Origin of the sequence: Rhizobium grahamii CCGE 502, from assembly GCF_000298315.2 — a bacterium.
In the GTDB taxonomy this organism is placed as follows: Bacteria; Pseudomonadota; Alphaproteobacteria; order Rhizobiales; family Rhizobiaceae; genus Rhizobium; species Rhizobium grahamii.
Map to the genome: position 1 here is coordinate 550,551 of NZ_AEYE02000035.1, position 15,376 is coordinate 565,926.

Below are 15,376 nucleotides of genomic sequence, written 5' to 3' on the forward strand. Positions count from 1 at the left end.
CCTGGCGGTGTCAGAATAGCATGCGGTCCCCGGCATCATGGCCGGAGACCGTGACGTCCGGCATTGGCCGGAAATCAGTTCTGCGGGCTGACGTCGACCTTGAACCACTTCATCGACAGTTCCTTCACAGTCCCGTCGGCAAGTGCCGACTTGATCGCTTCGTTGAACTTGTCGCGAAGATCCGTGTCGGCCTGACGCACGCCGAGGCCTTCGCCCTCGCCCCAGATCGGGCCAACGATTTCAGGGCCGGTGAAGGCCAGGCTGTCGTTTGCGGACTGGAACGCATTGGCGAAATAGACCGCATCGTCGAAGCCGAGGTCAATGCGGCCGTTCTGCAGGTCGAGATCCCGGTCTGCACCGGTCTTGTATTCGCGGATTTCTGCGATGTCGCCGAAATTGTCGTAGACGAACTTCGCATAGACGGTCGCCGCCTGGATGCCGATCGTCTTGCCCTTGAAGGCTTCCTTCAGTGCATCGACCTCCTTAACGCCGGTCTGGCCGGGCGTCATCTTGATCGTCGCCCCGGTTCCAGCTGCCTTGGCGAGCGGGCTGTCCTTGGCGGTTGCGAAGGCCGCAGGCGTCGCAGCGTACGGGATCGTGAAGCCAATGACCTTCTTGCGGTCATCGGTGATCGACAGTGCATCCATGATGACGTCGAACTTGCCAGCGTTGAGCGCCGGGATCATGCCGTCCCAATCGGAGGCTACGAGCTTGCATTCGATCTTGGCGCGCTCGCAGAGGATCTTTGCAAGCTCAGGCTCGAAACCACCAAGCGTGCCATCGGCATTGGTCATGTTCCACGGCGCGTAGGCGCCCTCGAGCGTGATCGTTGCGGTTCTCCAGTCCTTGGCGGCCACCGGACCAGCAAAAGCAGAAAGCGCGACGGCGCCGGAAAGAAGAAGCGTACGGAAAGTCATTGGTTGGTTCTCCTCTGAAATGAAACTTGACCTTACGGTACGATACCGGTCTTCGCCGGCTTGCCCGATGCCGACCTTAGCCTGGTCGATCTTTCGAGAGGTTGTATATGGTACCATATGTGATATTTTGTGTTATGCAAGTGGAAAGTCGATGGCATGTTCGGATTTGCCGTTGCGAAAGGAATAGGCAATGAAGCGTCAAAGTGAGTTGAAGCGGGACAACGATACCGCACCGCTCTACGCCGGCGTCAAGCAAATGATCCTCGATCGTATCCATAGTGGCGAATGGCCCCCGAAGCACCGCGTTCCTTCCGAAAACGAGCTCGTGACGGAACTCGGCGTAAGCAAGATGACGGCCAACCGCGCCCTGCGCGAGCTTGCCAGTGAGGGCGAGCTTGTCCGGATCCAGGGCGTCGGCTCCTTCGTGGCGGAGCGCAAGGGCTATTCAGCGCTGTTCGAGGTCCGCAACATTGCCGAGGAAATTACCGAGCGAGGCCATGCTCATGAGGCATCCGTGGTTATTTTGGCCCGGGAAACCGCCTCTCCGGAGACCGCCGACGCACTCGAGCTGGAGATCGGCGCGCCCATATTTCACTCCCTGATCGTGCACAGCGAAAACGGAGTTCCAGTCCAGATCGAAGACCGCTTTGTGAACCCGGCGACGGCCCCCGACTACCTGGATCAGGACTTCACGTCGCTGACGCCCAACGCCTATCTGACGACAGCCGCGCCACTCAGCGGTTCGGAGCACATTGTCGAGGCGGCAATGCCGCAATCCTGGGAATGCAAGCTGCTGACAATCCTCAAGAACGAACCCTGCCTCGCAATCCGCCGCCGCACCTGGTCCGGCCGGAACGTCGTTTCCACCGCGCGTCTCATTTACCCAGGCAATCGCTACAGGCTCGAGGCACGAACTGGCAAAACGTTCGAAGAGTAGACTTAGTTGTATATGGAATGTCGCCCTCATAAATGGAATCCATGGCGTCGAACAGCCCATCTTGGGCAGTCGCAAAGCGCAAATGCCAGCAGATTTCAATTTAGGAGCGCCTGAAAGAAAAATCAGATCCGGCGATGATCGGCCCGCCTGGCGTGCACGCTTGCAAGCATCGCAGCCACTGCATAGCTGCATTGCACAAAAATTGTTTTCCAATTGGTCAAAAAAGCGGCACAACGATCATAGCTGATGCACATGGCGGTGTTCCTCCCAGTTTTCCGCCGCAACAGCTGTTCCCTCTGGAGGTTTTGACCTTCACACCTTATGGGCCGCGGTTTTCCGTCGGCCCTTTTTTTCCTGGCTCTGCCCTCTCTGGGGCGAAGGCTGCCATCGAACCTGCGATAGACCATAGCCATCGGCAAATGTCTTGCAGTCGATTGCCGCGACATCTGCGGCACCCTCGGCGACCGCTATGATCGATTGGCGGTAACTGCCTGTCTCAACGCGCTGACGTGATCCGCAACACCGAGCTCCAGCGCCCCCCAGCATTGCCTGTGCGAGAAAAGCCCGGATGTAACCAAAATACGGTCTGATCTCGTCCGCTGGCAGATTTGCCCGATCGGACGCTTGCCGGCCCCGCTCAGGATGCCTCCCGGCACGGGAGAAAGATCCCCGTGGATCGGGCAAGATCGGCAGGCACCCCTGCGCCGCGCGAACGAAGAACCTCGCGAAGTCTCTCCCATCGTGCATTGGTCTCTTCCCGACTTCGGGCCAATCATACATGGGTTGGTGAGCACGCAACCAGGTTCAGCTGCAATGAACGAGCCTCTTTGCTTGGTAGCATGTGCTTGGCACCACGGACTCGCGATAACACGTCGGTTTTACCGACACATACGTCATTGTCTGATCGGACCACAGGCCGCATTCAATTATGGAGAGGGCATCACCACCAACCGCTTGCTTCCGTCGGCTTTTTGAACGTTTTCAATTACGTGATCGCTTCTGTTCGGAAAACGATGGAGGATCGAAGGCAACTAAAGTATAGGCTATATCTCGGTCAAGGCAGCCCTTCGTGCCCAATCAGCGAATGGCCGAGATTGCTATTCCGCCTTCCGCGTGAACATTGACCTAAACAGCTCTCTCGAGCGCTCCAGCCCTTCCTCCGTTAGGAACACCGATTTCGACTTGTTCATGGGATCGTGAATTAGTCCTTTCCTGTAGAGCCGATCCGTCGCCCCCCAATCGAAGCTCTTCCAGGCACGCCGTTCATCATGAATGGTGAGCCACATCAGCGCCAGGACAGCATCGTCTATCTTGTCTTCGTCAACAGTCATGCCCTCATCCTAGCACCCCCGACGGTCAAAATCTCCTCTCTGCGCAAGGCTTGTCGCCCCCCGCGTCACTGCCTCGGCCCGCTTGCTGTAGCAACTGGCCGGCGTGGCACGGACGCCGCGCTTGCCCCGCGCCGGAGCACGCTCACGACCGGCTTGCCTTCGGACGTGGAGGGACTGATGGATGGCGCCGCTCACCGCCCGTCAGTCTTTTGCATCCAGCCCAATATCAAGAGTCGGCGCACTATGGGTACACCAACCGACCGAGACGAGATCGATTCCTGAAGATGCAACCAACGCAACGGTTGCGGGCGTAACCCGGCCCGATGCCTCGGTGATGGCGCGACCATCGATGATCGAAACAGCTTCGCGGAGCTGTGACGGCGTCATGTTGTCGAGCAGGACAGCATCGACCCCCTCCTGCATGACCTCTCGCAACTGCTCAAGCGTATCTACTTCAATCTCGATCTTGACCATGTGCCCGGCGCCGGCGCGGGCGCGCCGAATTGCGTTCACCACCCCTCCAGCTATCGCAACGTGATTGTCTTTGATGAGAATGGCATCAGAAAGCGCAAAACGGTGGTTCATGCCGCCGCCGGCACGAACGGCGTACTTTTCCAGGGCGCGCAAACCCGGCGTCGTCTTGCGGGTACATGCAATCGACGCCTTTGTCCCGGCAACCGCGTCGACCAGGCTCGTCGTCACGGTCGCGATGCCTGACAGATGGCCCAGAAAATTGAGCGCAGTGCGTTCGCCAGTCAGGATACCGCGCGATGGCCCACTTATCGTGGCGATCCTATCACCAGTCCGAACCCGTGTTCCGTCCTCCACCTCGCGCGTCATTGTAATCGTCGGATCGACGAGCTGGAACGCCAGCTCCGCGGCGTCGAGACCGGCGATTGTCCCGGGCTGCCGCGCGACCATCAGGAAGGATGATTGATGGTCAGCTGGGATCACGGCTGCCGACGTAATGTCGCCGGCAAGTCCAAGATCTTCGACAAGGGCGGCGCGGACCATCGGTTCAATGACAATGCGCGGCAAGGGAGCAAGGGACATCTCAGGCACTCCTGGCAAAAGATTGGATGTTGGTGCGCGCGGCGTCAAGAATATCTGCAAGCGTCATGAAGCGGCGCGTTGCAACCGACAGCTTGGATGGAAAGTCTGTGCGCGCATGCGCACCACGGCTTTCCTCGCGAAGCATCGCAAAGACGCCAATCGCCAAGGCAACGGTAGCTGGATCGGCGCACGCAGCGGTGCCTTCGGCGAGCGGCAACAGAGTGCGAATGGCCCCCTGAAGCGAGACCCTGTTACGTAGAACGCCGAGGTTGAGCGATACAGCCCCCCGCACCACCGACGTATCCGGCGCCTGAGGAGGAGACATTGATAGAACATGACTGACAACACCAGCAGTGGTGCCACTGATATCTTGCGCTGCCCGCATGCCGAGGACAGCTGCCTCAAGAAGCGAATTGCTTGCCAAGCGGTTGGCGCCGTGAAGGCCGGTTGACGCGGCCTCACCGACCGCCCAGAGCCCCGCAACAGAGCTACGCCCCCTCACATCGGTTGCAATGCCACCCATATGGTAGTGAACCGCTGGCCGCACTGGGATAGCTTCAGCGGCCGGGTTTATCCCTGCCTCGTGGCATAAGGCGTCTATGGTTGGAAAGCGCTCGGCAAAGCGGTTGCCGAGCGCTGGACGTGCATCGAGGAAGACCCGCCGCCCCTTTGACAGCTCGGCGCTGATGGCGCGCGCAACGACGTCGCGTGGCGCAAGTTCCGCCCCGGCAACACCTGACATGAAGCGCTCTCCCCGGTCATTGACGAGAATTGCTCCCTCGCCCCGTACCGCTTCGCTCACAAGGGCGAGCGGACGGCGCGCTGAATCGAGCCCTGTTGGGTGAAACTGCACGAATTCCATGTCGGCGAGCACCGCGCCCGCCCTCGCCGCCAACGCAACCCCCTGACCGAAGTTGCTGGTCGGATTGGTGGTCGAATCGTAGAGGCCTCCAATACCGCCCGTTGCCAACACCACCCGGTTCGTGGCAATTGCCGCGATCTGGGAACCCTTGGAGACGATCAGGCCCCTAACGATCCCGTCAGTTGTCAGAAGCGAGCGTAGCTCGGTTCCATCCAGAACGGTGATGGAGGGTGTTGCGGCAACAGTCTTGAGAAGTGCGGCGACAACGGCAGCGCCCGATCCGTCTCCGGACGCATGAACGATGCGGCGACAGGAATGAGCCGCTTCGAGACCAAGAATAAGCTGCCCGGAGCTGTCCCGGTCGAATGTGACACCGGCGCGCTCCAGACTTGCAATGACGGCCGGTCCCTCAGCGACAATATCGGCGGCAACCGAGGGATCGCAGAGGCCGTCGCCGGCCGCGAGCGTATCGAGGAGATGGAGTTCGGCATTATCGCCATCGCCGAGACTTGCGGCGATCCCGCCCTGGGCCCAGGCGCTTGATGTATGCTCCCCGATTGCCCCGCGGGTAACGAGCACGACCGGCTGCGGCGAAAGCGTAAGGGCTGTCATGAGGCCGGCAAGCCCGCTTCCGACGATGACGACCTTGCCGTTCAAATCGTCGAACCGCCCGATCATATCGCGAGCATCCGCTCGACTGCCCGCCTTGCAGCGACGGCAATCGCCGGGTCGACGGTCACCTCGTGGCGATTTTCCTGAAGGGCTGTCCGGATATTTTTTAACGTGATCCGCTTCATGTGCGGGCAAAGGTTGCAAGGTCGAATGAATTCAACATCGGGATGATGAACCGAAACATTGTCGCTCATGGAGCATTCCGTCAGCAGCACGACACGAGCCGGGCGCTGCTGCCCGACAAAGTCTGACATGACCGCGGTTGATCCCGCAAAATCTGCTGCCGCGACGACATCGGGCGGACATTCCGGGTGCGCCAGGACTGTCACACCCGGGTGATTTTCCCGCAGTTGCCTGACATCGTCGGCCGTAAACAGCTCGTGGACTTCACAATGACCATGCCAGGCTAGCACCTCGACGTCTGTTTCGCGTGCGACGTTACGGGCAAGATATTCGTCAGGGATCATCAGCACGCGCGGTACGCCGAGCGATTCAACGACCTGCTTCGCATTTCCCGAAGTGCAACAAATGTCGGACGCGGCTTTCACGGCCGCCGAGGTGTTGACGTAGGTAATGACAGGCACGCCTGGGTGCGCCTTGCGCAAAAGCGCCACGTCCTCAGGCGTAATCGAGTCCGCAAGCGAACAACCCGCCCCCATATCGGGAATGAGGACGGTCTTATTCGGGTTGAGGAGCTTGGCCGTTTCGGCCATGAAATGCACCCCGGCCAGCACGATAACGTCGGCTTCGACCTCGATCGCCCTGCGTGCAAGAGCGAGGCTGTCGCCGACAATATCGGCGACACCATGGAAGATCTCAGGGGTTTGATAGTTATGGGCAAGGATCACCGCGTTGCGTTTTTGCTTGAGATCCAGGATCGCTTCGACGTCGTCTTCGAATGACATCCACTCTGCTTTCGGGATGACACGCTGGACGCGCTCGTAGAGGGAGGACGCGGAAACGTTGCGGTTCATGGCCTGCTCCTATTTATACTCATTATGAGTATATTTTGGAAGAAACAGTTATCCTCCCTGTGAGCATATGTCAACCGCGTGAAATGGGAAGTCGGGATCCGGACAGTGCGCGCTCTTCACGCACAGCATGGCGATAGCGGAAAAGCTTTGCGGGCCGCCCGCCGGTCTCACTCAGTGTCTCGCCCGTTTCCTCAACAAGATCCTGTTGTTCGATCAACCGCCGGAAATTCTGCTTATGGAGCGTCAGCCCGGCAAGGGCCTCCACGGTGCGTTGCAGTTGCAGCAATGTGAAGCTCTCGGACATGAGCTCGAAGACGACGGGTCGGTATTTGATCTTTGCCCTCAACCTCGCAATGCCTGTTGCAAGGATGCGCCGGTGATCGGCAAACATTGCCCGGCCGCCGCTAGCATCCATCTCGCCCCCCGCCTCTGCAACGAAACCGGCCTCATAGAGGAGCTCGTATCGCTGCAATACGAGGTCTTCATTCCATCGCGCGTTGCCGAACCCGAAGGCAAAATGGGCGCGACGTATCCGATCTTGTTGACGGTCCGGATCGCCCTCGGCCCATGCGGTCAGACGAGCTTCGATACCGTCTAGCTGCACAGGTCGTCCTGCTCGCCAATCCTCCCACGGAAAATACCGGTACCAGCCTTGCCAGCCTGGCCGACCTCCACCCGGAGTGGCCTCTTCATGGACAAGCCCCAGATAGCTTATCGAAATCGTTCTGCCGCCAAGTATCTCGTTGTTCCTGTCGCGGTCAGCGAAGGTGTATAGCTGCTCCAGATAGCCAACCGGATGGCCAGTCTGGTCCTGCACCCATTCGCGCAGCCCGCTTTGCAGCGTTCTATGGCCCATCTCGAACGGGCCCGACGGTAATGCATCGCCCGAACTAATGGTCATGACGCGCGGTTCATTGCCTGTAACGGCAACAAGGACAGCTATCAATTCGGCGTGGGCAAACCCGATCGTCACTGATTACGAATCCCATCTCTATCAACTGCCGCGATTTGTTGCACAACAAGATTGTGTCGGAAAGCACTCGACAGGTCGACACGACGCATATTTTGGCGGTTAAGCCGATGCCTCTTGCAGGCGCAGGAATTTGGCAACGAACAGGATGGAAACCGAGCCACGCACAATTTCGCCTCAAGGATACCAAGGGCATTCGCATAGCCGGTTACCATTCGCTTGACGTGAAGCCATTTGACGGGCTCCATGACCTTCAGACCGATCTCGACACCGCTGTCGGCGACAATATGGAGCGTGCGAATCATGTCGGCGGCCTGAAGGAGTGCCTTGCCAAGATCATTCCTACTTCGCTCTGGCGCGAGCGTGCAATGTAGCAATGCAGGACGACCATATTTCTCGGCGTGCCACTTCCAGGAATGCCGACAATTTCCCGGAGGTCCTGGATGAGGACGATCGAACGGTGGATCAGCCAAGTGAAATCGCCGGGCCGCATTTTGTCGACTTCGTTCGTTGCGCGAACGAGTTCCGAAATGACGTCCGTCGCACCGTCCAAAATTTATCATCGCCCCCCAAGCCATTGAACACCAAGCGACGGGGCCTCAACAGCGTATTTTGCCCCAGCCGCGAGCACCAGCCGCAGCGCTTGCTGGAGTTTCGGTCGAAAGGCTAACTCGCCAACGGATAGCAGGATCGCTATCTTTACGTACAACTGCGACGGCAAAATCAGGGGAAAGATGACGAGTATCCAAACAGCACCAGATTTTATGTCGGACCTCGTTCGGGCGATCAACCAAATCCATCTGCTGACGCTCGAGGAGCGAAGAGAAATGGTTGCCCGCGGCACCGCCAGCATTCACGACCTGCGGGCCACGCTTGATCAACATGGAGCGGACACACCCATGGCGTCGCGGACGTTGCGCGAGGTGGAGAGATTGATTGCCGAGATGGGCGACACGCCCAACGAGCTGGTCGCTGCAGCGTTCGTAGTGTTATGTGATCAAATCAACAAAATGCTGAGAATCTGTGATTCTGCATCTGCTGAACAACAGTGGAAGAAGTGATGCCGCCTCCGCCGTACGCGTTGCAGCGGCTCTAGTTTTGGCGCAACTTCAAGCAGGAAGCATCGAGTGGTTACTGCCGTCGGGCACAATGGACTTTTATCTCAATCGCCCGAACATGCACGGGCTGCGGCCTGCCAAAAAATCGTCCGCAAGAACTTTGGACTAAACGCGTTGCGCCGTCAACAAGCCCAGCACCTAACCGCCGCGCGCCTCGTCATAGGCAGTGTTCGAAACAGCTTTCGCAAAGCGGCTGTTTGGCCAATTGCCACGCACTTGCGTCTTTTATGCATTGAGGCCGTAGCAGGACGCTAAGCCGTGGCTTCGCTGGACCTTTGCTCCGAAAGACCATACGCCATGGCCTGCCCATGCAATCAGGAGGAGACATTGGTGTCGAATACCAGGCCGCGCCGCGGCAAAGGCGATCGTGGGTTCGCAACGCGGGACCCGTACGAGGTCGCTTTCTTTGCCAGGAAGCACGGAATCGCCACCGTAGACGCAAAGCGCATTATCAATACGCATGGCTCGGATCGAGATTCTTGTGACAAGGCAGCCAACCGCCTGAAATAGCTACCTCTTCGCACCAGCCGACAGCACACGGTGTGTTGCATCGTCGAGTGCGTGGCTTGATTGAACGCCGTCCTGTTTCAAGCCGTACGCTGTATTGGCGCATCCGGCCAGCGCGAGGAAGGCGATACAGATTATGATCGTCGACTTCATGCCGTTTCCTCACGTTGATCTACGACGTAGATGACGCAGCCATCTGTCAATTCAATTGCGAATGCAGCGCACGCCTCCTTATCGAGGCGGCCATCGCTCATAACCACAGCCGTTGTCAACACATAGGTGGCCTGTCATCGAGCATAAAGATCTGAACGCAGGCCCAATCGCAAGAACCGCGTTGGTTTGTGCTCCATAGCGGCATAGCCAGACACAAGCAGATTGCGTCCCTTCTTGAGTAGATCTGCCGCTATCCTTGCCTCCACATCAAAACGATCCTTCCGACGCTGACATTGACGAGGGCGGAGATCGGTCGAGCGGATCGACGATCACGGCATATGGGCCCCGGCAAGGACAACCACCTCTGCATCGAGTTCTTCCGACATTGCGCAAGGACAGAAAACAACGCGGTCGATTGTCGGGGATGGCGTGATCAGCGCCGATTGAGCCATCGATGGCTTCGTTTGGTTGGAAAATAATCCGATATTGAGAAAGCGCGAAAGCGGATTACAATATGGATGGGAATGGAGCGGATCTAGAGGGGTTCCTTAACGTCACGGCGGTGCACTGCGTCAGCATTTCGAGCCGGCCGACGTTTTTTGCCATGTTCGGGTTCACCGCTCTATGCGGGATAAAAAACGTATCAACACAATTGATCCGTTCAATTATCTCCGTTAGGTTGTTAACTGGCATTATAGTCGCGCAGCAACCGGCGTTCGAAGGAGAGACCGATGAAAGATGGACCGCACGCAGTCGATGTTCACGTCGGGAAGACGATCCGCATCAAGCGATTGATGAGAAAAGTATCGCAGACCGAGCTTGGTGACAGGGTCGGCGTCACATTTCAGCAAATCCAGAAATACGAAAAGGGCTCGAACCGCGTTTCGGCAAGCATGCTTGTCGAAATAGCCAGCGCCCTTGACGTTGACGTCCGCTCGTTTTTCGAGGAAGTCAACGTGGGTATGGCGAATGACAATCCGTCGCCCAGCGAAGAATTTGTCGTCTCGCGCGACGGCGTCCTCCTTAATGCCGCCTTCCTGTCGATCAAGAGCGAAGCTGTTCGCAAGAAGATCGTGAAGCTCGTACAGGCAATTGCAGGCATGGAGCAGACGGACGACGAATAACCTTCATCGTCCCGGATCCCGAACGTCAGTGGCAGTCGAGAAGCACCAGGTTTTCGGCTGCGTCTTTCATTGCGACCTGCGTTTTGGCGCCAATCAGCTTTTCAAGATTGACGTCGAGCTCCCGCTCCGGATCAATCCCGTCCCAGTCGATGACAACCTGAAGAAGCGCCATGTTGGTCAAGTGCGTCAAATTATGCAGCTTGAGCTTATGGGCTTCATCTTTTGCGGCCGACAGCAACCGGAAGATTCTGGCGTACTCCTTCCCCGTTCCTTCGTCCCTTGTCAGAATGTTCATTGCCACCGCCTTCTTCAATATTGAGCCTTCCGGGCTTCAATAACATCCATCATTTACAGGCGGCGTTACTCGGGCGTTACAGGCGTGACAGTGCCCGTGACTTCGGCGCGCAAATGCTCCCAGTGAGAGGTGGCAGCAAAGCCCCAGTCACGGTTCTGTGCGACACATTGGACGCCCCGCAGGAACTGCAGCACGAGATCGGCATCCTGACGCTTGCGCTCGACCTTTCCCGCGCGGATAGCCCGCAGGATTTCCCTCGCGCGGCCCTCGGGAGAAAAATTGCAGCACTCGACGGCCTTCGGGTAGGTGCGCTCGGAGAAATGCAGCGAACGACCGGCAAGCAGCAGCATCTTCTGCTCCGAAGGCGATAGCACACCATTCCGGTAGAGCCGATTGATCGTCGGTTCGAAATCCACCCAGGGTATGGAAAGGGGCAGCCAGCCGAGCTCCGCAGGGGCATGCACAAGCGCCACGGCCTCATCGTCCACCAAAGCACCACTTTCATAGTCTTTGTAGATCGAACCTATGCCGACCATACCGAAGTCCGCACATTCCGCAGCCCGCAGTGCCCCCATGCTTGCGCCCCCAGCCACGATCACATTGTGCTGCAATGCATAGAGGATTTCTTTATGCCATACAGACGGCACTTCCCCAAAGAAACCGTCAACGATTCCGATCGCTCGTGCTCCGTCCTGCACGGCCTGCAGGATGTCGCCGCGCGCAGCCGGCCCACGGAAAATCACCAAAGGATTTTCCGCCCGCAGCCTGTCGATGTCTGCGCCGAAACTGGGCCCCGCGAAAATGATTCTCATTGCAAAGCTCCTTGCATGGCGCTCACGGCGCGAAGCCCCAGTTGAATATACTCACCGCTGACATCGACCTCGAGCCCCGGAACAATGACGCGCACGACCGAAACCGGCAAATGCCGATGCTCCAGCGGGACAGCCACCACCTGCTGAATGCCCCTTGCCTTCAGTCGGTCGAGAATGTGACTGATGTTCTCCTGGATTGTCCGCTGCTCAGATTCAAAAGTGACGGCGACGGGCTTTTCATTGCAGAGATCGACAAGATCCTGCATCGGTCCGCCCTCTTCCAGTCTCTGGTAGATGCGGGGAGAAAAATCGTCCCGGCTTCCGGCAATAGCCGTCAAGCGGCTTTGCGCTGCTTCCGTAACGGCACGCAATGCCGCGCGTACAGGATCGGGGTGGCACCCGCACCCTCCGCAAACATGGGTCCAGCGCGCGTCGACGCGCTCCCCGAGATTGCCTGGGATGATCACTGCAAGAAAGCTTGGGATTCCAATATCGGTCGTCATATCGAGCAACAGCAGGCGCATACCGGCGCGCTCGATGCGATCGACGATGATATCGAGAACGGTGTCACCGAACGCGGCGGGATCGACCCGGGCACCGCGCAGCTGATCATAGGGGCGCAGTTGGGTTAGCGCCCATGCGTCACGCTCGACCAATTCACACAGGCCGTGCAGAACGGCTTCGGCGGGCCGGTTACCCGAGGCAAGACCATCACTCGACTGTTCGAACCCGGAGGGCCTGGCTCCTCTGTGGTCGAGACCGACAAGAGGCCAGGGCACGAAGATCGGGCGACCGGACATGATGTCGAGACCCTCACTCCATGCAATTGGCTGGTCACCGATTTCGGAGGGCACGCACCGGGCGACCGAATCAAGATCGATCATCGGCGCACGTTCGGCCTTCATGCCCTCGAGCGTCGCCATCACGGGCGCGCTTGGCTGAATTTCCGCAACACGGGTCTCGATTGCCTCCATTGCTGCGGAGGTCATTGCAGCTTCTTCATCGATCCCCTTGCCCTGAAATACCGACAGCGTGTAGCTGTTCGGCCGCGTGGCGAACGCCACGGGAATTTCGAGCAGATCGAGAGCCGTCAGCAGCCCAACGCGGGTAATGCCAAGCTCCTTGAAATACGGCTTGATCGCCGCAAATGTCTGTCCAGGCGTCATCAAGCGGTCGTGATAGCTGTTGATGCCCGTCGAGGACAGGCTGAGATCGCGAGCCAAACGCTGCAGTTCCGTCTGAACAGACATTCGCACGATCCTCAACGAAACTTCAGGGCGTGAACGATGTTCGCCGTGGCGTTCGTGTCGAGCTGGACGCATTCCTGCTTGAGAACAGCCTGGGCGGCTGCGGACAGGCGGACTGCAACGGGCTTGATGTGGGTCGTCGTCATTGGGTTTCTCCTGTTCAAGGCAGCATCATGCTGCGGACAGGAGCAAACATGCCTCGGGAGGCGTTATTTCGGCGTGACCGCAATCAGCACGAAGAAGGGGCCAAAAAGGCGGAAGTTGTAACGCTTCAGGACAAACCGGCCATGCGGAGGCCGTCAATCAGCTGGCGTGTATCATCCGGATTGCGGTCCGGCACGAATTGCCAGACGTCGTCCGTGCGGAAATCCGGGAAGTTCTCCAGCACGACCGAGGCGTATCGCGACGCAGCCCTGCGGTCCCCGTTCTTTGCGTGGGCGGCTGCAAGAAGGCGCGAGGTTGCCGGACGATCCTTGACGCGATCCAAAACTTCAATGGCCTTCGCGTAATTCTCCTGCACGAAGTGGATACCGCCCAGGTTCCAGTAGTAGTAATCGGGCGGCAGGGGATTGAGCTTCAGCGCAGCCAGACTGAGTTCGAGCGCCCGGTCACTCTGTCCGTCATGCAAGAGAGCATCCGCATGGTCAGCCAGGATATCGGCATCATTCGGATTGAGCATCTGTGCTTCGGCGAAGAAATCCAGGCTGTCGCTAAAGCGTCGTCGATAGAGGGCGACAAAACCCAGTTCACGCATCGCCCGCCCGCTGTTCGGATCATTGTCACGGGCAAGCCACGCGAAACGATCCGCCTCTTCGAGCAATTGCTTGTCCTTCATTCCGCGGACCAGCCATTCCATTCCAAGGACCCGCGCCATTCCGGCATTTGCGGACGAGAACCTGTCGTGGCGTGCGAGGGCCGACTTGAACCATTTTCTCGCCTGACGCAGATGCTGCAGGTCCGTCTTCGAAACCAGCCGCTTTCCTTCGAGATACAGGCGATAGGCCGACGGATTGACGTCATGCGTCATGTCGAGGAGTTCACGTCGCTCGATCGTATCGGCAAGCGTCATCACGATTCGCCGTGCAAGCTGGCCGAACGATTGGTTGACCTTCTGGATGGCGAGCGGCAGGTCTATTGCCCACAGCACCTCGGCGGTCGATGTTTTCGTCAGCCGGCAGGTTGCGTAGATGTCGTCCTCTCGGCCATGGATGGTGACGTAAACCGTGTAGTCAAACCTGAGTTCAGGCGGCGTCGGGTCTGATAATGCACCGGTGAGGCTACGATTGACGATTTCGAGACTGGTATGTGCAGCGATCACCTTGAAACCGCGCTGCTGGCTCAGTCCGATGGTCACCTCCTCAAGCAGAGCGCGACCCACGCGCTGCAGCACCGGATCGGACAGGATAGTATCCGGTGGCAGAATGAGGACCCGCGGCTGGCCAAGGGGATCAAATGTGATACTTGCCGCTGTCGGGGCGGCGGGCCCGGCAAGGCCAGCCGGAACGATGATGCCGAGTTCATGAGCCAGCGCCTGGGTCTGGCCGTCCGGCTGCGCACCATATTCGCTTTTGAGTTCATTACGGCAGCGCGAGTAGACTTGGCGCGCAGCAGCTATGTCTCCGGCCTGCGCATGGCGTTGCATCAGCGCCCGGCAGCCGATCTCGTTCGCGGGATCAGCATCTACGAGCAAACCGGCAAGCAGAAGAATGTCGTCCGAGGTAAGCTTTTCCGGCACGTCGAGGAGCGCGACTATATGGGTTTCGCGGCGCTGCTCGATGCGTTGGCGCTCCACGACGACCCGCTCTTCGGCTTCGATCGTCGGCGCCTTGAACCCTTCAAGGAAGTCACCTCGAAACAGGCCCCACGCAGACCGCGGCAATGGCGCGGCAGTATTGGTGAGGGTCAGGACATCGGCCTCCCAATCCTCATGGTTGAAGAACACGTGGGTGTTGGTCGCCTTCAGAAGCCGTGGCATGTCCTCGGGGACGCCGCGATCAATGCGGGCAAGAAGCTGGCGCAAACTGCCGGCGCGCTGCTTCGATTGGTCCGACTGCCAGAGGATCGCCCGCAGGACCTCCCGATCCACTGCCTGTTGGGGAGCCGTCACCAATAGGGCGAGAAGCGCATACGCCTTTTCAGGCAAGACGACCTCATTGCCGTCTGCGAATAGAGCGGGCGTACCAAGTAGACGGAGAAAGCGGCTCTTTTTGCCAGTCACGGGCAACTCGCGATTGGGGGATCTGCCTCAATTATAGGGGCAATCACCGCCAACGCAAAAGGATTATGCGTGTCAGGTTGAATATTTCAACCGGTGGATGATCGTACCGTGCCACGTTGCGGAAAGCTGCCCTGCCTGAGAATGCATCGGCGCGTTGCCGAAAAAAGGCGCCGATCGAAATCGGCG

The 15,376-nt window shown here is 58.5% G+C and carries 16 protein-coding genes; 4 read left to right on the plus strand and 12 right to left on the minus strand.

The features are described 5' to 3' along the window. Positions 1-74: 74 nt before the first annotated feature. Positions 75-917, minus strand: coding sequence for a transporter substrate-binding domain-containing protein (locus RGCCGE502_RS30005; RefSeq protein WP_016557986.1), 843 nt, complete (start codon positions 915-917; stop codon positions 75-77). A 190-nt stretch (positions 918-1,107) separates the two neighbouring features. Here RGCCGE502_RS30005 and hutC point away from each other — a divergent pair, with 190 nt between their 5' ends. Continuing rightward, entirely contained in the window at positions 1,108-1,854 is a 747-nt protein-coding gene (gene hutC, locus RGCCGE502_RS30010; protein WP_016557987.1) for a histidine utilization transcriptional repressor HutC, read from the plus strand. 1,097 nt (positions 1,855-2,951) lie between these two features. On the opposite strand, the gene RGCCGE502_RS30020 is transcribed toward hutC, so the two are convergent. From RGCCGE502_RS30020 to RGCCGE502_RS30040, 5 genes are all read right to left on the minus strand, one after another. Next, positions 2,952-3,185, minus strand: a complete 234-nt coding sequence (locus RGCCGE502_RS30020) for a DUF6429 family protein (protein WP_016557989.1) — start codon at positions 3,183-3,185, stop codon at positions 2,952-2,954. A gap of 201 nt (positions 3,186-3,386) precedes the next feature. Beyond that, complete coding sequence (nadC, locus tag RGCCGE502_RS30025; protein ID WP_016557990.1) at positions 3,387-4,238, minus strand: carboxylating nicotinate-nucleotide diphosphorylase; 852 nt, start codon at positions 4,236-4,238, stop codon at positions 3,387-3,389. Between the two features lies 1 nt (position 4,239). Then, complete coding sequence (locus tag RGCCGE502_RS30030) at positions 4,240-5,778, minus strand: L-aspartate oxidase (protein WP_016557991.1); 1,539 nt, start codon at positions 5,776-5,778, stop codon at positions 4,240-4,242. Then, the gene (gene nadA, locus RGCCGE502_RS30035; RefSeq protein WP_016557992.1) at positions 5,775-6,746 is read right to left on the minus strand and encodes a quinolinate synthase NadA; all 972 of its coding nucleotides are present in this window, start codon (positions 6,744-6,746) and stop codon (positions 5,775-5,777) included. The genes RGCCGE502_RS30030 and nadA overlap by 4 nt, the downstream gene beginning before the upstream one ends. 70 nt (positions 6,747-6,816) lie before the next feature. Further along, positions 6,817-7,719, minus strand: a complete 903-nt coding sequence (locus RGCCGE502_RS30040) for an NUDIX hydrolase (RefSeq protein ID WP_016557993.1) — start codon at positions 7,717-7,719, stop codon at positions 6,817-6,819. A gap of 107 nt (positions 7,720-7,826) precedes the next feature. Here RGCCGE502_RS30040 and RGCCGE502_RS35915 point away from each other — a divergent pair, with 107 nt between their 5' ends. Further along, entirely contained in the window at positions 7,827-8,090 is a 264-nt protein-coding gene (locus RGCCGE502_RS35915; protein ID WP_141652438.1) for a hypothetical protein, read from the plus strand. A 360-nt stretch (positions 8,091-8,450) separates the two neighbouring features. Beyond that, positions 8,451-8,777, plus strand: a complete 327-nt coding sequence (locus RGCCGE502_RS30050) for a hypothetical protein (RefSeq protein ID WP_016557996.1) — start codon at positions 8,451-8,453, stop codon at positions 8,775-8,777. Between the two features lie 567 nt (positions 8,778-9,344). Here RGCCGE502_RS30050 and RGCCGE502_RS30060 read toward each other — a convergent pair. Then, positions 9,345-9,494 carry a putative periplasmic lipoprotein gene (locus tag RGCCGE502_RS30060; protein ID WP_016557998.1) on the minus strand — a complete coding sequence of 50 codons (150 nt, stop codon included), beginning with the start codon at positions 9,492-9,494 and terminating at the stop codon, positions 9,345-9,347. Positions 9,495-10,225: 731 nt separating this feature from the next. Between RGCCGE502_RS30060 and RGCCGE502_RS30065 the strand changes: the two genes are divergently transcribed. Next, positions 10,226-10,618 (plus strand): helix-turn-helix domain-containing protein, encoded by a 393-nt coding sequence (locus RGCCGE502_RS30065; RefSeq protein WP_016557999.1) that lies wholly within the window; start codon positions 10,226-10,228, stop codon positions 10,616-10,618. A gap of 25 nt (positions 10,619-10,643) precedes the next feature. Here the strand turns inward: RGCCGE502_RS30065 and RGCCGE502_RS30070 are convergent, their stop codons facing one another. The 5 genes from RGCCGE502_RS30070 to RGCCGE502_RS30085 all read right to left on the minus strand — a co-directional run bounded on the left by RGCCGE502_RS30070 (position 10,644) and on the right by RGCCGE502_RS30085 (position 15,190). Continuing rightward, a complete protein-coding gene (locus tag RGCCGE502_RS30070) occupies positions 10,644-10,913 on the minus strand; it encodes a hypothetical protein (RefSeq protein ID WP_016558000.1) in 270 nt (89 codons plus the stop codon). 65 nt (positions 10,914-10,978) lie between these two features. After that, entirely contained in the window at positions 10,979-11,725 is a 747-nt protein-coding gene (locus RGCCGE502_RS30075; protein WP_016558001.1) for a TfuA-like protein, read from the minus strand. Then, positions 11,722-12,975 carry a YcaO-like family protein gene (locus tag RGCCGE502_RS30080; protein WP_016558002.1) on the minus strand — a complete coding sequence of 418 codons (1,254 nt, stop codon included), beginning with the start codon at positions 12,973-12,975 and terminating at the stop codon, positions 11,722-11,724. The genes RGCCGE502_RS30075 and RGCCGE502_RS30080 overlap by 4 nt, the downstream gene beginning before the upstream one ends. A gap of 11 nt (positions 12,976-12,986) precedes the next feature. Then, positions 12,987-13,118, minus strand: a complete 132-nt coding sequence (locus RGCCGE502_RS38840) for a hypothetical protein (RefSeq protein ID WP_019280402.1) — start codon at positions 13,116-13,118, stop codon at positions 12,987-12,989. Between the two features lie 125 nt (positions 13,119-13,243). Continuing rightward, positions 13,244-15,190, minus strand: a complete 1,947-nt coding sequence (locus RGCCGE502_RS30085; RefSeq protein ID WP_016558003.1) for a BTAD domain-containing putative transcriptional regulator — start codon at positions 15,188-15,190, stop codon at positions 13,244-13,246. Positions 15,191-15,376: the final 186 nt, after the last annotated feature.

What these genes read in the sequence shown, in the direction of transcription:
- RGCCGE502_RS30005 (WP_016557986.1), bottom strand. Translation starts at nt 917, where the DNA reads ATGACTTTCCGTACGCTTCTTCTTTCCGGCGCCGTCGCGCTTTCTGCT.
- hutC (WP_016557987.1), top strand. Translation starts at nt 1,108, where the DNA reads ATGAAGCGTCAAAGTGAGTTGAAGCGGGACAACGATACCGCACCGCTC.
- RGCCGE502_RS30020 (WP_016557989.1), bottom strand. Translation starts at nt 3,185, where the DNA reads ATGACTGTTGACGAAGACAAGATAGACGATGCTGTCCTGGCGCTGATG.
- nadC (WP_016557990.1), bottom strand. Translation starts at nt 4,238, where the DNA reads ATGTCCCTTGCTCCCTTGCCGCGCATTGTCATTGAACCGATGGTCCGC.
- RGCCGE502_RS30030 (WP_016557991.1), bottom strand. Translation starts at nt 5,778, where the DNA reads ATGATCGGGCGGTTCGACGATTTGAACGGCAAGGTCGTCATCGTCGGA.
- nadA (WP_016557992.1), bottom strand. Translation starts at nt 6,746, where the DNA reads ATGAACCGCAACGTTTCCGCGTCCTCCCTCTACGAGCGCGTCCAGCGT.
- RGCCGE502_RS35915 (WP_141652438.1), top strand. Translation starts at nt 7,827, where the DNA reads ATGCCTCTTGCAGGCGCAGGAATTTGGCAACGAACAGGATGGAAACCG.
- RGCCGE502_RS30050 (WP_016557996.1), top strand. Translation starts at nt 8,451, where the DNA reads ATGACGAGTATCCAAACAGCACCAGATTTTATGTCGGACCTCGTTCGG.
- RGCCGE502_RS30060 (WP_016557998.1), bottom strand. Translation starts at nt 9,494, where the DNA reads ATGAAGTCGACGATCATAATCTGTATCGCCTTCCTCGCGCTGGCCGGA.
- RGCCGE502_RS30065 (WP_016557999.1), top strand. Translation starts at nt 10,226, where the DNA reads ATGAAAGATGGACCGCACGCAGTCGATGTTCACGTCGGGAAGACGATC.
- RGCCGE502_RS30070 (WP_016558000.1), bottom strand. Translation starts at nt 10,913, where the DNA reads ATGAACATTCTGACAAGGGACGAAGGAACGGGGAAGGAGTACGCCAGA.
- RGCCGE502_RS30075 (WP_016558001.1), bottom strand. Translation starts at nt 11,725, where the DNA reads ATGAGAATCATTTTCGCGGGGCCCAGTTTCGGCGCAGACATCGACAGG.
- RGCCGE502_RS30080 (WP_016558002.1), bottom strand. Translation starts at nt 12,975, where the DNA reads ATGTCTGTTCAGACGGAACTGCAGCGTTTGGCTCGCGATCTCAGCCTG.
- RGCCGE502_RS38840 (WP_019280402.1), bottom strand. Translation starts at nt 13,118, where the DNA reads ATGACGACGACCCACATCAAGCCCGTTGCAGTCCGCCTGTCCGCAGCC.